The sequence below is a fragment of the Mycobacterium sp. 23 genome (assembly GCF_048287075.1).
Taxonomy (GTDB): Bacteria; Actinomycetota; Actinomycetes; order Mycobacteriales; family Mycobacteriaceae; genus Mycobacterium; species Mycobacterium gordonae_B.
This window is the reverse complement of sequence record NZ_JBLVUX010000005.1, coordinates 945,297-961,691: the sequence shown is the minus strand read 5'-3', so window position 1 is coordinate 961,691 and position 16,395 is coordinate 945,297. Positions and strand designations below refer to the sequence as shown.

Below are 16,395 nucleotides of genomic sequence, written 5' to 3'. Positions count from 1 at the left end.
CGTTCGGCTTGCACGGGGTTGTTCGTCATGCGCGTTGACCGGCGGTTCGTTGCTCGGCAGTCCTCTCGAGGAGATCTGCCGCCTCGGCAACCGCATCCGCAGGGTTGGCCATGTCAGTGGAGAGTTTCTGGGCGCGGGCTGCGTACTCCGGCTGCAGGATGGTCTTCACGCCGCGCAACAGCGACTTGCGGTTGACGTGCGCGAAACGCTTTGCGGTACCGACCTTCACGCGTTGCACCGCAGCCGCCCAGATCGGTTGATCGGCGACGTCCCACAGGATGAACGTGGGCATCCCGGCGCGCAGGCCGGCGGCGGTGGTGCCGGCCCCGCCGTGGTGCACCACCGCGCGGCACCGCGGCAGCACCGTCGAATAATCGACCAGCCCAACAAGTTTGACGTGCTCAGGCTGGACGGCGAGCGTCGCGCCGGCGGGGGCGTACACCAGCGCGCGTTCGCCCAACTCGGCGCATACATCGGCGATCATCTCGACCGTCTCGGCGGGCGACTGCACCGGGGTGCTGCCGAATCCGAAATAGATCGGGGGACTACCCGCTGCGATCCAGTCGTCCAATTCCGCGTTGGGCTCGGTGTGCAACCGCATCGACAGCGCACCGACGAAGGGCCGCCGCACTTTCCACTCCTCCGCGATCCCGGGGAACAGTGCGGGGTCGTAGGCCTGGATCTCGGGTGCGCCGCGACCCACGATCCGCTGCAGCGCCGGGACCGAGGTGGGGGACAGGCCCAGCTCGCGGCGCTGGGTGCGGTCGGCGTCACCGGTGGTGTACGAGTACAGCCGCCAGGACGCCTTGGCGACGGTGCGCACCACCGTGCCGGGCAGCGGTAGCGACGGGATGCCGACCTGCCCGTTGACGTGCATCGGGAAGTGATGCAGCGCCGCCAGCGGAATGTCATGGTACTCAGCGACATTCGCGACGACGCCGTGATAGGTCTGCCCCGTCATCATTAGGTCGGCACCCTCGGCCAGCTCGGCCAGCGTCGCACCCATCTCGGCCCAGCCCTCGACGAACAGCTCCTTGCCGGCCTGCGCCAGGTTGAGCGGGTTCTGCGCCTTGGTGAGGTTACGGACGAATGCCGCGACCTGGTTGATCTGGATCCCGGAGTCCGGCCCGTACGCGACACCGCTCAGGCCCGCAGCCTCGACAAACCCGATCAGGTTGGGCGGCACCGCCATTGCCACGTCGTGGCCGCGCCGCTGCAACTCCATCCCCACGGCGGCGCAGGGCTCGACATCGCCCCGGGTGCCGTGGACTGCCAGTACGAACTTCACGCCGACGCGACTGCTTCCCCCGCCAGCTCCTCGTACAGCAGGTCGGCCAGGCTGCGCACCGTGGTGTTGATGTTGGTGGCGGTGATGCGCACACCCGTCTCGGACTCGATGCGGGTGCGCAGCTCCTGGCTGCTCAGCGAATCCAGGCCGTACTCGGTCAGCATCTTGTCGACGTCGATGGTCCGGCGCAGAATCAGCCCGATCTGCTCGGAGACCATGCGCCGCAACCGGGCCGGCCACTCCTCCTGCGGCAGCTTGTCCAGCTCGCTGAGGAACTTGCTGTTCCCGCCGTGCTTCACGGTTGCCTTGAACGCCTCCGCGAACGGACTGTGCTGGGCGAACGCGTTCAGCCACGGCGACCCGATGATAGGGGCGTAGCCGGTGTAGGCGCGGTTGTGCCGCAGCAGCGCCTCGAATGCATAGGCGCCCTCCTCCGGCTGGATGGCGTCGCCGGCCGCCTCGGCGAAGGAGGTGGCGCGGCCGATCTCACCCCACGGTCCCCAGGCGATCGAGGTGGCCGGCAGGCCCTGGGCCCGCCGCCAGTGGGTGAAGGCGTCCAGCCAGCTGTTGGCCGCCGCATACGCCCCCTGACCGGGTGACCCGACCAAGGCTGCCGCCGAGGAGAACGAGCAGAACCAGTCCAGCGGCTGATCCGCTTCCATCTCTTGCACGGCTTCATGCAGGTTCCACGCACCGTGCACCTTGGGCGCCCAGTCCCGGCGGATGAGTTCCTCGGTGATGTTCGGCAATGTGGCGTCTTCGACCACGGCGGCAGCGTGCAACACCCCGCGCAGCGGCAGACCCGTTGCCGTGGCGGTGGCCACCAGCTTCTCCGCGGTACCGGCTTCGGCGATGTCGCCGCACTCCACCACCACGTCGGATCCGATCGACCGGACCAACTCGATTGTCTCCAAAGCCTTTTGGTTGGGCTGGGAGCGTGAGGTCAGGACGATCCGGCCGGCGCCGGCGCTGGCCATCTTCTCGGCCAGGAACAGGCCGAGACCACCGAGACCGCCGGTGATGATGTAGGAACCGTCGCCCCGGAAGACCGGCGCCTGCTCGGGCGGCATCACCACGCTGCTGCGCCCGACGTGCGGGACGTCGAGCACCAGCTTGCCGGTGTGCTCAGCCGCGCTCATTACCCGGATCGCGGTGGCCGCGTCGGCCATCGGGTAGTGGGTGACTTCCGGCGTCGGCAGCACGCCGTCGGCGATCTGCTGATAGACGGTGCTCAGCAGCTCGTGCACCTGCGCCGGGTGGCTCTCAACCATCAGGGCCAGGTCGACACCGTGGAACGCGAGATTCTGCCGGAAGGGGAACAACTCCAGCCGGGTGTTGGAGTAGATGTCACGCTTGCCGATCTCGATGAAGCGTCCACCGAGGGCGAGCAGCTTGATCCCGGCCTGCTGAGCGGCGCCGGTCAGCGAGTTGAGCACGATGTCCACGCCGTAGCCGTCGGTGTCGTGGCGGATCTGTTCGGCGAACTCGGTGTCGCGGGAGTCGTAGACATGCTCGATTCCCATGGCGCGCAACTTCTCCCGGCGCTCAGGGCTGCCTGCCGTGGCGAAGATCTGCGCCCCGGCCGTGCGTGCGATGGCGATGGCTGCCTGGCCGACTCCACCCGTGGCCGAGTGGATCAGCACCTTGTCCCCGGACCGGATCCGGGCCAGGTCCGTCAGGCCGTACCAGGCGGTGGCGTACGCGGTGGTCGCCGCGGCCGCCTCGGCGTCGGTCACGCCGTGCGGCACGGCTGCCGCCAGGCGAGCGTCGCACGTGACGAAGGTCGCCCAGCACCCGTTGGTGGACAACCCGGCGACATGGTCGCCGACCTTGAGGTCGGTGACGTCAGAGCCCACCGCGGTCACCACGCCGCCGAAGTCGAGGCCAAGGTCGGGGATTCGACCGTCGAAGGTCTGGTAGCGGCCGAAGGTGGCCAGTACGTCGGCGAAGTTGATGCTGGACGCGCTGACCGCGACCTCGATCTCATTCGGCCCCGGCGGCACCCGGTCGAACGCGGCGAACTCGAGCGTCTCCAGGTCCCCGGGAGTGCGGATCTGCAGGCGCATGCCGGCGTCGGCGTGATCGACGACGGTGGACCGGCGCTCCTCGGGCTGCAGGGGAGTGGGCAGCATCCGCGCGGTGTACCACTCGTCGTTGCGCCACGCGGTCTCGTCCTCGGCGGTGTTCTGCAGCAACTGCCGCGCGACATGGTCAGCGCCCTGTTCGCCAAGGTCGTTCGGCAGGTCGATGTAGCTGACCTTCAGCTGCGGGTTCTCCGAGCTGATCACCCGTAGCAGGCCACGCAGGCCGCCCTGCTCGAGGTTGGCCTGATCCTCGGGAAGCACTGTCTGGGCATTACGCGTCAACGCATACAGCCGCGGCGGCGAGCCCAGCAGGTCCGGCAGCTCCCGGGCGATGCGCACCACGTGCTCGACGTACTGCCCGCCCCGGTCACCGGACTCGTTGACGGCGTTCTGCTGCGGCGCGGTGACCAGCACCACCCCGTGGAACGCGCCCTCCTGCAGTTGCGTGCGCAGCTGCTCGGCGTGCACGGCGTGGTCTCCGCCGAACGGCCAGAACAGCGTGGTTGCCTGCGCATCGTGCACCTTCAGCGCGTCGGTCAGCGCCGTCGCCGTCAGGTCGGCGGCATCGGAGGTGGTGACCAGCAGCCAGTTGCCGGGTTCGGTGACCGTGGCGTCGGGCAGCTCGCGCGGTTGCCACTCGACGGTCAGCAGCCGCTCGCCCAGGACGCGGTCGCGCTCGCTGTCCGGGGAAGCCCCGGTGCCCAGCTGCAGGCCACGCACCGTCATCAGCACGGCGCCGTTCTCGTCGACGATGTCCAGGTCGGCTTCCACGCCGCCGGCGCCGCACGCGGTCACCGTCGCGTAGCAGTATCGCGCGTGCCGTGCCGAGCCGTAGGCGCGCAGCCTGCGGATGCTCAACGGCAGCAGCAGGCCACCGTTGAGGGCGCTGCCCACACTGGGATGGGCGGCGACCGCCTGGAAGCAGGCATCCAGCAGCGCGGGGTGAACCAGGCCGTAGGTGCCTTGCTGCGGCCGCAGCGGACCCGGCAACGAGACTTCCGCCAGCACCGTATTGCCGGCGTTCTCGGCGATGTGCGCCCCGCCGAGGCCCGCGAATGCCGGTCCCAGCCGGTGGCCGCGCCGGTCCATCCACTTGCGGATGTCGTCGCCGTCCACCGGACGCTGGTGGTTTGCCAGCAGCTCGCCCAGGTTGAGGGCGGATGGTTGGTCCGCCGGGTCGGCCGCATGCAGCACCGCCGTGGCCTGCCGCTCGTAGCGCCCCTCGCGGTTGCTCTCCACGGTGAAGTCGACGACGTCGAGGCCCTGGAATGTCGCGGTGATGCCGACCGGGGTCTGCTTATCCAGCGGCAGCGACTGCTCGAAGCGCAGGTCGCGCACCTCCACCGCGTCGCCGAGGACGGTGCGGGCCGCGACCAGCGCCATTTCGCAGTAGGCCGCGCCGGGCAGCACGTCGGCGTTACGGATCTGGTGGTCACCCAGCCAGGGCAACGCGTCGGTGCCGACCTCGCCCTGCCACACGTGGCGCTCCGGTTCCTCGGGAAGCCGCACGTGCACGCCCATCAGGGGATGCGCGGGCACCAGCGCGCTGCGGCGCGCCACCGAGTCCAGACCGCTGGTGGCCAGGAACAGTGACCGCTGACTCCAGGTGGGCAGCGGCGCGTCCAGCAGGCGTCCGTCGGGGTAGAGCACGGCCCAATCGAGGGCGGCGCCCGCGGCATACAGGTCGCCCAGCAGCCCGCGCAGGCCATGCGGCAGTGGCTGCTCGCGGCGCATGCTCGCCAGCGCGGCGGCCGCCTTGTCCAGGCTGCGTGCGGTCTGGTCCACGGCGTTCGTCAGCAGCGGGTGCGGGGACAACTCGGTGAACACCCGGAAGTCATCCTCCAGCGCGGCCTGGACCGCGGCGGCGAAGCGCACGGTGTGGCGCAGGTTGTCGGCCCAGTAGCCGGCGTCGCAGTACGGTTCCTCGCGCGGGTCGAACGAGGTGGCCGAGTAGTAGGGCACCTCCGGCTCCAGCGGCTCGATGTCGGCCAGCACCTCATAGAGTTCGTCGAGGATCGGGTCGACCTGCGGCGAGTGCGAGGCAACGTCCACGGCCACTTCGCGGGCCATCACGCCGCGTTCTTCCCAGGCGGCGACCAGGTCGCGTACGGACTGGGTGTCGCCGCCGATCACGGTGGACTGCGGCGACGCCACCACCGCCACCACGACGTCGCTGACACCGCGCGCCACCAGTTGGGTGATCACTTCCTCGGCGGGCAATTCCACCGATGCCATGGCGCCGGCGCCGGAGATGCGGGTCATCAACTTGGAGCGCCGGCAGATCACCTTGACACCGTCTTCCAGCGACAACGCGCCGGCGACGACGGAAGCGGCGGACTCGCCCAGCGAGTGCCCGATGACCGCGCCGGGGTTGGCGCCGTAGGACTTCATCGCCGCGGCCAGTGCCACCTGCATGGCGAAGATCGTTGGTTGCACGCGGTCGATCCCGGTCACCTTCTCCGGCGCGGTCATCGCCTCGGTGACCGAGAAGCCGGACTCCGCGGCGATCAGCGGCTCGATCTCGGCGACCTTGGCAGCGAACACCGGCTCGGTGGCCAGCAGGTCCTTGCCCATCTCGGCCCACTGCGATCCCTGCCCGGAGAACACCCAAACCGGGCCCTTGTCGTCCTGCCCGGTGGCCGCCGGGTAGGGCACCTCGCCCCTGGCGACCTCGCGCAGTCCTTCGACCAGTTGCGCACGGCTGTCGGCCAGGACGGTGGCGCGTACCGAGCGCGGGGTACGCCGGCGGGCCAGCGTGTAGGCCAGGTCCCGGATGTCCAGCTCCTCCTGGGCGTCCACCCAGTCGGCCAGCCGGGTAGCGGTCTGGTGCAGTCCGTCTTCGGAGCTCGCCGAGATCGGGAAGATCAGTGCGCCCTGCAGGGCGGTGGCGCCGTCCGGCTCGACGGTCTTGGGCGACTGCGGCTCCGGTGCCTGTTCGATCACGGCGTGCACGTTGGTGCCCGAGAATCCGTACGACGACACCGCGGCCCGGCGCGGTGCCGCGTCATCGCCGCCGGGCCAAGGCGTATTGTCCTGTGGGACAAAAAGATTGGTTTCGATCTCGGCGAACTTCTCGGGCAGCTTGGTGAAATGCAGGTTCTGCGGGATCACGCCGTGCTGCACCGCCAGCACCGCTTTCATCATGCCCAGCGCGCCGGCCGCCGACTGGGTGTGGCCGAAGTTGGTCTTCACCGATGCCAGGGCGCACGGTCGGGTGGTGCCGTAGACCTCGGCGAGGCTGGCGTATTCGATGGGGTCGCCGATCGGGGTGCCGGTGCCGTGTGCTTCGACCATGCCGATGGTGGTCGGGTCGATGTCGCCGGCGGCCAGCGCCGCGCGGTACGCGGCGACCTGCGCCGGCAGCGACGGCGTAACGATGTTGACGGTGCGGCCGTCCTGGTTGGCCGCGGTGCCGCGGATCACCGCCAGGATCCGGTCACCGTCGCGCTGGGCATCTTCGAGGCGCTTGAGCAGCAGCATGACCGCGCCCTCGCCCGATACGAAGCCGTCGGCGTTCACATCGAACGCGTGGCAGTGCCCGGTGGCGGACAACATTCCGATGGCCGAACCCGACGCGGCCTTGCGGGGCTCCAGCGTCACCGAAGCGCCGCCGGCCAGCGCGATGTCACTCTCGCCGTCGTGCAGGCTCTGGCATGCCAGGTGGATGGCCGACAGGCCTGACGAGCACGCGGTGTCAACGGTCATCGCCGGACCGCTCAGGCCCATTGCGTAGGAGACCCGGCCGGACCCCATCGCGAAACTGTTGCCCATGTAGCCGTAGGGGCCGCTCAGGGTGTCGGCATCGGCATGCATGAACAGGTAGTCGTCGTGCATCAGACCGACGAAAACGCCGGTCTGGACGGCGGTCAGCGCATCGCGCGTGAGACCGGCGTGTTCCATTGCCTCCCAGGACGTCTGCAGCAGCAGGCGGTGCTGCGGGTCCATCTCGGTTGCTTCACGCTCGGTGATGCCGAAGAACTCCGGGTCGAAGTCGGCGACGTCGTCCAGGAAAGCGCCCCATTTACAGACCGTCCGGCCCGGGACGCCGGGCTCCGGGTCGTAGAACTCCTCGACGTCCCAGCGGTGGGAGGGAACCTCGGTGACGAAGTCGTCGCCGCGTAGCAACGCTTCCCACAACCGTTCCGGGGAGTCGATGCCTCCCGGCAGTCTGCACGCCATACCGATGACGGCAACCGGAGTGACACCCGTCCTGTCCACGTCTTTCACCTCTCCATACCCCGCGCGTACCACCGGGCTTCGGTGCAGCTTTTCCCAGCGATCAGCTCGAATCTCATTCGCTTGCGGGGCGCCGCTGCGCTGCGCGAGCGAGCGAACCCGTCGACCAAGCCCTGCCCCCGCGCCGAAGCCAACCTCACATTCGTGAGGTGATCGCAGCGTATCCGGTTTGCTCGGTCGATGTGGAAAAATCGTGCAGACGTACAAGAATTGTGCGTATCTTCACGCGGCCGCCGGGAGCCGCCCGGCCACCGCGGCCGAGTCGGCCGACGCGCCCGAATCAGCGGGCTGCGGGCTTGCCGCGGGCGGGTCCGACAACCTCCCGCAACCCTGCCCGGCGGCTCAAAATCGCTGGTTAACAGCGTAAGATCCGCAATGCGGCGCGCCACGGGGCGGTCCCCGAGTGTGGTTCGGCGCCTCGCGCGCCAGCGCCCGCGCCGACGGTCGAAGCGGGTCCTCGGGACTGGACTTAGCGGAGGTTGGCTCCGACGCCACACCTCTGTTCGTAAGGAGGAACCGCCGTACCGGCCCGTCCGGAAAACGTAGCTACCGGGTAGTTGCGCGGGCGTGAGGCAGACGCCGATCAGGCTGGTGGAGGCGGGCGGAGTTGAGCGGATTTTGCGAAACCGCCCACGCGCGTGCCCGCGGCGGCATACACTTCGATTCTCAGTACCGCAGCCTGCCAGCAGGCGCGGCGCTACTACGGGATTGTTGCTGAGGTTTCGCTCGAAGCTAGCGGCATTTATATTTTTGTGCGTGCAATTCGGCTTATTTATGGCGCTCGAATGCGGCTCTTGTTCCACACCCTTTTCGTTTTGCGGCCCCGCCATTCGGATCACTCCGAAGGACGGGGCCGCAAAACAAAGGGCTTATTGCGCCAGCTGAACAGCCGCCTTTGCGTACTGACCCTCGCAGGCGCGCGCGAACACCGACTTGAGAACCTCGAGGTAACGAGTCACCGATTCGCGAGCGACCGGGTTGTTCGGGAAGTTCACCATGATGGAAACCTCGTCGAAAAGCCGGATCACCGAGAAGTACAGATAAGCGGGGTTCCGGCCGTCGTTGTAAGCCGTCGCATTTGCACCCTTCAAAGCGGTGGCGACCACGGCGGAAAGGGGCGGCAGGCCGGCGTCCATGTAGTTCGTCATGAAGAACTGCGATGAATTCCGCTTGAGCCAGGGCGCCAATTCCAGAACACGCTCGTACGGCACGTTCGCCATATCCATGTTGTCGTCGAATGACGCCTGAGTGGAGCGAGCCGTCTCTTCGAAGGAATTCGGGTCGATGGCGACCGTGAAAGGCACCGCACCGGTGAACCAGCCCATCGACAGATACTCCTCGGGGGAATTCCGCTTGTCGACCGGAGTCATGCCGTTGTAGGTTTCCTGGCCGGTCAATTCGTAGTGCGCCAATGCAACGCAGCCGAACAGGCCGCCGCTGAAGCGGGCGTTCGCCGCCATGCAAGTGGCCTCGAACTTGGCCGTTTGCTGCGGAGTCATCAACTTCTCGATCATGATGTCGCCACCGCACGCGTGCGACTGCTCACCCAGCGGCAACGGGAACTCCGGCAGACCGCCTCCGTTGTTCTCGGCGAAGTCGATCCATTTGCGGACCTCGGGAGTGTCCAGCGTCGCTTCGGCCGAGATCTTCGCCTCGCGAAGGCAGAAATTGTCGTGGCTGCCCGGCTCCGGCATGACCAGAGGCGGTTTGCCCTCGAGCAATGCGCGGTAGTTGGTCAGGATTTCGACGTAGAGCGAGGAAACCACGGCCGGGTCGCAATGCAGGTGGTCGACGATCGCAAACAGCGAGCAGTGGTTCTCGTGCTGAATCAGACCGAAGCGGAAGCAGTCCCATTCCAGCGGCGGCGGCGTGGAGACAACCAGTTCGCGCCATTCCGCCTGTGTCATTTCGCCATGCTGGACCGGAGCCAGTTGAATGTCGCGCGGGTTCTGAATCTTGTGCCGAACAATGTCTTTCGGGCCGTTGTATTCGAACCAGCTGCGGTACGTTTCGTGCCGCCGCGCGTGCGCATTGATGACGTGCGTCATGGTCCGGATATCGCACTTGCCCGGAATCTCCCAGGAGCCCATTACGAGCCTGGAGTAATCGAGGCCACGTTCACCGAATTCCACATAACCGCGCAAATGGCCGGCCTGCATGGAACTGGGCGGCACATCTACCACCGGCGCTTTTGCGGCTTTCGCACGTGATGCCGGCGTTGGCTGCCAGGTGACAACCGAACCTGGGCCGGGCTCCCAGTCGTAGACGATTCCTACGCCGAGAGTGACGTCTGCTGATCCCCCGCCTATGATCACGCTTCCTCCTCGATTTCTGCCGACTGCCAAGCAGCGGCGCTTGGTCTTTTCTACCTCATACAGGTGTTGCTGCGTCGCCTTTTGACGTCAATTGCTCGTAAAGGTGATCTGCCAAGCCCCGAACGGTCGTGATGTCGGTTGTCGTGACGCGGATCTTGACCTCTGACTCGATATGGGTGCGCAGTTCCAGGTTGCCCAGCGAGTCCATGCCGAACTCGGAAATCGGTCGGTCGACGTCGACAGACCTGCGCAGAATCAGGCCCACTTGCTCGGAGATCATCCGGCGCAGCCGGGCCGGCCATTCCTCGCGGTCCAGCTCGGCGAGTTCGGCCAAAAACTTGCTGCCGCCCGACCGGCCCTTGCCGGCGGACTTGAACGCCTCTGCGAACGGAGTGCGCTGAGCGAAGGCGGTGAGCCAGGCCGACCCGATGACCGGGGCGTAGCCGGTGTACGGCCGGTTGTGCCGCAACAGTGCCTCGAAGGCGTAGGCGCCTTCCTCCGGCTCGATCGCGTCGCCCGAGGTCTCAGCGAAGTCGGTGCCGCGGCCGATCTCGGCCCAGGCTCCCCAGGCGATCGAGGTGGCCGGTAGCCCCTGGGCGCGCCGCCACAGGGTGAAGGCGTCCAGCCAGCTGTTGGCCGCGGCGTAGGCTCCCTGCCCCGGTGAGCCGGCCAGCGCTGCCGCAGAGGAGAAGGAGCAGAACCAGTCGAGTTCGTGTCCCTGCGTCGCTTCGTGCAGATGCCACGCGCCGCGCACCTTGGGCGCCCAGTCGCGCTCGATGAGTTCCTCGGTGATGTTGGGCAACGTCGCGTCCTCGACCACCGCGGCTCCGTGCAGCACGCCGCGCAGCGGCAGACCGGTGGCGGTGGCGGCGGACACCAGCCGCTGTGCGGTGCCGGGTTCGGCGATGTCGCCGCATTCCACGACGACATCGGCGCCGATGGAGCGGATCATCTCGATGGTCTCCAGCGCCTTCTGGCTGGGCTGCGAGCGCGAGCTGAGCACGATGCGGCCTGCCCCCGCGCCGGCGATCTTCTCGGCCAGGAATAGTCCCAGACCCCCGAGGCCACCGGTGATGATGTATGAGCTGTCGCCGCGGAACACCTGGGCCTGCTCGGGCGGAAGCACGACGCTGCTGCGGCCCGCGTGCGGGACGTCGAGGATCAGCTTGCCGGTGTGCTCGGCCGCACCCATGATCCGGACCGCGGTCGCCGCCTCGGCCAACGGGTAGTGGGTGGCCTCGGGCATCGGCAGCACGCCGCTTGCGGTCTTTTCGTAAACCTTCTCGAGCAGTCCCCGGACCTGCGCGGGATGCGTCCGGGACATCAATGCCAGGTCGACACCGAAGAAGGCGAGATTCTGCCGGAAGGGGAACAGGCCCACTTTGGTGTCCTGGTAGATGTCCAGCTTGCCGATCTCGACGAACCGTCCGCCCATGGCCAGCAGCCGGATCCCGGCCAGTTGTGCCGCTCCGGTCACCGAGTTCAGCACGATGTCGACGCCGTAGCCGTCGGTGTCACGGCGGATCTCGTCGGCGAACTCGGTGCTGCGGGAGTCATAGACGTGCTCGATACCCATGTCGCGCAGAATCTGCCGCCGCTGCTCGCTCCCGGCGGTGGCGAAGATCTCGGCGCCGGCGGCGCGCGCGATGGCGATGGCGGCCTGGCCCACCCCACCGGTGCCGGAGTGGATGAGCACCTTGTCGCCGGAGCGGATCCGGGCCAGCTCCTCGAGGCCATACCAGGCCGTGGCCGAGGCGGTGGTGACAGCCGCGGCCTGGGCGTCGGTCAGCCCGGCGGGCAATGTGGCGGCCAGGCCGGCGTCACACGTGACGAAAGTTGACCAGCAGCCGTCCGGGGACAGACCGCCCACGTGGTCACCGACCTTGTGGTCGGTGACGCCGGAACCGACCGCGGTCACCACGCCCGCGAAATCGAGGCCGAGTGGCGGCTGCTTGCCGTCGAAGGTCGGGCAACGCCCGTAAGCCGCCAGCACGTCGGCGAAGTTGATGCTGGCCGCGCTGACCGCGACCTCGATCTCGTTCGGGCCCGGTGGCACCCGGTCGAAGGCGGCGAACTCCATGGTCTGCAGATCACCGGGGACACGGACCTGCAGCCGCATGCCCCCCTCCTGATGGTCGATGACGGTGTTGCGGCGTTCTTCGGGCCGCAGCGGAGTCGGGTACAGGCGTGCGGTGTACCACTGGTCGTCGCGCCAGGCGGTCTCGTCTTCGTCGCTGGCCAGCAACAGTTGTCGCGCCACATTTTCGGCGCTCTGGTCGCCAAGCTCGTTCGGTAGGTCGATGTAGCTGACCTTCAGGTTCGGGTGCTCGGCACCGATCACCCGCAGCAGGCCGCGCAGCCCACCCTGCTCGAGGTTGGGGGAGTCGTCGGCCAGCACCGTCTGGGCGTTGCGGGTCACCACGTACAGCCGAGGCGATTGGCCTACCAATTCGGGAAGTTCGCGGGCGATGCGAACCGCCAGCTTGACGTACTCCTGGCCGCGGACGATCGAATCCTCATCCGCACCGCTTTGCCGTTCGGTGAGCACGACTAAACCTGAGAAGGCGCCGGATTCGAATTGAGCGCGCAGCCGCGCGGCCGCGGCGTCGTGGTCACCATGCAGCGGCCAGGACATCGTGGTGCTCTGCGCGTCGTGCATCTTCAGGGCGTCGGTCAGCTGGGTGGCCACCATGTCGGTGGTTTCCGCGGTGCTGATCAGCAGCCAGTTGCCGGGCTCGGTCACCGTCTTCTCGGGCAGTTCGTGCTGCTGCCACTCGATGGTCAGCAGTCGCTCGCCCAGGACGCGGTCGCGTTCGCCGTTCTGGGAGACGCCGGTGCCCATCTGCAGGCCGCGCACCGCCAGCAGCACGGTGCCGTGTTCGTCGAGGACGTCGATGTCCGCGGTCACCCCGGTGCCGTCCGGGGTCACCGTGGTCAGGCAGTAGTGGGCGTTGCGGGCTGGACCGAAGGAGCGGATACGGCTGACGCCCAACGGCAGAAGCAGGCCGCCGTTACCGACGGTGCGGACGCTCGGGTGCGCGGCGACGGACTGGAAGCATGCGTCCAACAGCGCCGGGTGAATCCCGTAACCGCCCTGCTGTGAGCGGATCGAGCCCGGCAGTCCGACCTCGGCCAGCACGGTCTCTTCGGTTTCGGCGGTGTAGGCCTCGGCCAGGCCACCGAAAGCCGGTCCGAACTGGATGCCGCGCAGGTCGGCCTCAAGCCGAAGATCGTCACCCGCGATCGCGACCTGGTGGGCAGCCAGCAGGGCCTCGATGTCGCGCGGTGCCGGCTGGTCTGCGGCTTCTTCGTCGTTCAGGGCGTGCAGCACGGCCGACGCCCGGCGCGAGCGCTCCCCGCCCTGGGTGGTCTCCACCGAGAACGGGACCAACCCGGGCGCCTCGACCGTGGCGGTGGCGCCGACGTAGGTTTCCTCGTCCAGCAGCAGCATCTGCTCGAACTTCACGTCGCGGACCTCGGCCGCGTCACCCAGGACAGTGCGGGCCGCGGTCAGCGCCATCTCGCAGTACGCGGCGCCGGGCAGCGCGGCAGCACCGTGAATCTGGTGGTCGGCGAGCCAGGGGAGAGCCTCGGTGCCGATGTCGCTCTGCCAGACGTGGCGCTCCGGCTCTTCGGGCAGTCGCACGTGCGCGCCCAGCAGCGGATGCACGGCGAGGGCGTGGGTGTGCGCGAGGCGGTCGGTGCTTTCCAGCAGCATCAGGCGGCGATGGGTCCACGCCGGCAGCGTCGCGTCCAGCAGGCGCCCACCCGGGTAGAGCGCAGCGAAGTCCACCGCGGCGCCCGCGGCGTACAGGTCGCCGATGAGGCCGCGCAGGCCGTGTGGCAGGGGCTGCTCGCGGCGCATCGCGGCCAAGGCGGCCGCGGTCATGTCCAGGCTGCGGGCGGTCTGATCGACGGCGTGGGTGAGCAGCGGGTGCGGGGACAGCTCGGTGAAGACCCGGAAGCCGTCTTCGAGGGCGGCCTGGACGGCGGCGGCGAAGCGCACGGTGTGGCGCAGGTTGTCGGCCCAGTAATAGGCGTCGCAGTACGGCTCTTCGCGGGGGTCGAACGAGGTGGCGGAGTAGTAGGGAACCTGCGGTTCCAGGGCGGTGATGTCCTCCAGGGCCTCGGTCAGGTCGTCGAGGATCGGGTCGACCTGGGGGGAGTGGGAGGCCACGTCGACGGCCACCTCGCGGGCCATCACGTCGCGCTCTTCCCACGCCGCGACCAGCTCGCGCACCGTTTCGGTGGCGCCGCCGATCACGGTGGACTGCGGCGAGGCGACCACGGCGACCACGGCGTCGTTCACGCCACGCGCCATGAGTTCCGAAAGAACCTGCTGGGCGGGAAGTTCCACCGATGCCATGGCGCCGGCGCCGGAGATGCGGGTCATCAGCTTGGAGCGCCGGCAGATGACCTTGACGCCGTCTTCCAGCGACAGGGCGCCGGCGACGACGGAGGCCGCCGACTCCCCGAGGGAGTGCCCGATCACCGCGCCGGGGGTGACGCCGTAGTGCTTCATGGTGGCGGCCAGGGCGACCTGCATGGCGAACAGGGTGGGCTGCACGCGGTCGATGCCGGTGACCTTCTCGGGGGCGGTCATCGCCTCGGTGACCGAGAAGCCGGACTCCGCGGCGATCAGCGGCTCGATCTCGGCGATCGTGTCGGCGAACACCGGCTCGGTGGCCAACAGGTCCTTGCCCATCTCGGCCCACTGCGAGCCCTGCCCGGAAAACACCCAGACGGGTCCCAGCTTGTCCTGGCCGGCTGCGGGCGGGTACGGCGTCTCACCGTCGGCCACCGCGCGCAACGCGTCGCCCAGCTCGTCGGCCGTCGCGGCCAGCACAGCGGTGCGCACCGGGCGGTGACTGCGACGGCGGGCAAGCGTGTAGGCCAGGTCGGAGATGTCCAGATCTTCCTGGGCGTCCACCCAGTCGGCGAGCCTGCCGGCGGTCGTACGCAACGCCTCCTCGGAACTGGCCGAGACCGGGAAGAGCAGGGCGCCTTCCAGCCCGGTACTGCCGTCGGGCAACACGGTTTGGCCGGCCGGTGCGGGCGCTTGTTCCACAATGGCGTGCACGTTGGTGCCCGACATGCCGTATGACGACACCGCCGCCCGCCGGGGGGTGGCCCGGTCATCCTTCGGCCACGGCGTAACCTCCTGCGGCACAAACAGATTGCTCTCAATCGCGGCAATTTTGTCCGGCATGGTGTTGAAGTGCAGGTTCTGCGGAACCACGCCGTGCTGCACGGCCAGCACCGCCTTCATCAGCCCCAGCGCGCCGGCGGTGGACTGGGTGTGGCCGAAGTTGGTCTTTACCGACCCGAGGGCGCACGGGCCGTTGTTGCCGTAGACCGCGGCCAGGCTCTCGAATTCGACCGGGTCGCCGACCGGCGTGCCGGTGCCGTGGGCTTCGACCATGCCGACGGTGTCGGGGTCGACGTCGGCGGCGTCCAGCGCGGTGCGATACACGGCCTCTTGGGCGTCGACGGACGGGGTCACGATGTTGACGGTGTGGCCGTCCTGGTTGGCCGCGGTGCCGCGCATGACGGCCAGGATCCGGTCGCCGTCGCGCTGCGCGTGGTCAAGCCGCTTGAGCAGCAGCACCACGGCGCCCTCGCCGGAGACGAATCCGTCGGCCTCGACGTCGAAGGCGTGGCAGCGGCCGGAGCGCGAGAGCATGCCGTTGGCCGAACCCGAGGCGAAGCGGCGGGGTTCGAGCATCGCGTAGACGCCGCCGGCGAACGCCAGGTCGCTCTCGCCGTCGTTGATGCTGCGGAAAGCCAGGTGCGCCGCGAACAGGCCGGAGGAGCAGGCGGTGTCGACGGTGACCGAGGGTCCGCGCAGTCCCAGCGCGTAGGAGACCCGGCCCGACGCCATGCAGGAGTTGGTGCCGGTGTTGCCGTACGGACCTTCCAGGGTGCCGGTCTCGGCCTGCACGAACTGGTAGTCACCGTGGTTGAGGCCGATAAACACCCCGGTGGGCGTGTTGGCCAGCTGCGCCGGCGTCATGCCCGCGTGTTCCATGGCCTCCCAGGAGGTCTCCAGCAGCAGGCGATGCTGCGGGTCCATGGCGACCGCTTCTTTTTCCGCGATGCCGAAGAACTCGGGGTCGAAGTCGCCGATGTTCTCCACGAAGGCGCCCCACTTGCAGTGGGAGCGACCGGGCACGCCGGGTTCGGGGTCGTAGTACTCCTCGACATCCCAGCGGTCCAGCGGCACCTCGGTGACGAAGTCTTCGCCGCGCAGCAACGCCTGCCAGAGCTGTTCGGGTGAGTTGATGCCCCCCGGCAACCGGCACGCCAGACCAATGACCGCAACCGGTACGCGTGTCTTATCCACGGTCGTACGTCATCTCCTTAGCCCGCGCTTTGAACCCTCTTCGGCAAGTTCTCGTCGAACTTCGGTCCGCGCTGCCCCAGCCCGCAGCGATGGACGCGTACACCGACCCCCAGATTTCGGCGCCAACTA

4 protein-coding genes are annotated in these 16,395 nt (G+C 68.3%); all 4 read right to left on the bottom strand.

Annotation, left to right across the window (positions count from 1 at the left end):
- Positions 1 to 25: 25 nt before the first annotated feature.
- Complete coding sequence (locus ACNQS7_RS05510; RefSeq protein ID WP_418011763.1) at positions 26 to 1,288, bottom strand: glycosyltransferase; 1,263 nt, start codon at positions 1,286 to 1,288, stop codon at positions 26 to 28.
- Entirely contained in the window at positions 1,285 to 7,551 is a 6,267-nt protein-coding gene (gene pks2 / locus ACNQS7_RS05505; RefSeq protein ID WP_418015894.1) for a sulfolipid-1 biosynthesis phthioceranic/hydroxyphthioceranic acid synthase, read from the bottom strand. The genes ACNQS7_RS05510 and pks2 (ACNQS7_RS05505) overlap by 4 nt, the downstream gene beginning before the upstream one ends.
- 926 nt (positions 7,552 to 8,477) lie before the next feature.
- On the bottom strand, positions 8,478 to 9,953 hold the full coding sequence (locus tag ACNQS7_RS05500) for a condensation domain-containing protein (protein WP_411580298.1): 1,476 nt from the start codon (positions 9,951 to 9,953) through the stop codon (positions 8,478 to 8,480).
- Between the two features lie 25 nt (positions 9,954 to 9,978).
- Positions 9,979 to 16,266, bottom strand: a complete 6,288-nt coding sequence (pks2, locus tag ACNQS7_RS05495; RefSeq protein ID WP_418011762.1) for a sulfolipid-1 biosynthesis phthioceranic/hydroxyphthioceranic acid synthase — start codon at positions 16,264 to 16,266, stop codon at positions 9,979 to 9,981.
- Positions 16,267 to 16,395 lie beyond the last annotated feature (129 nt).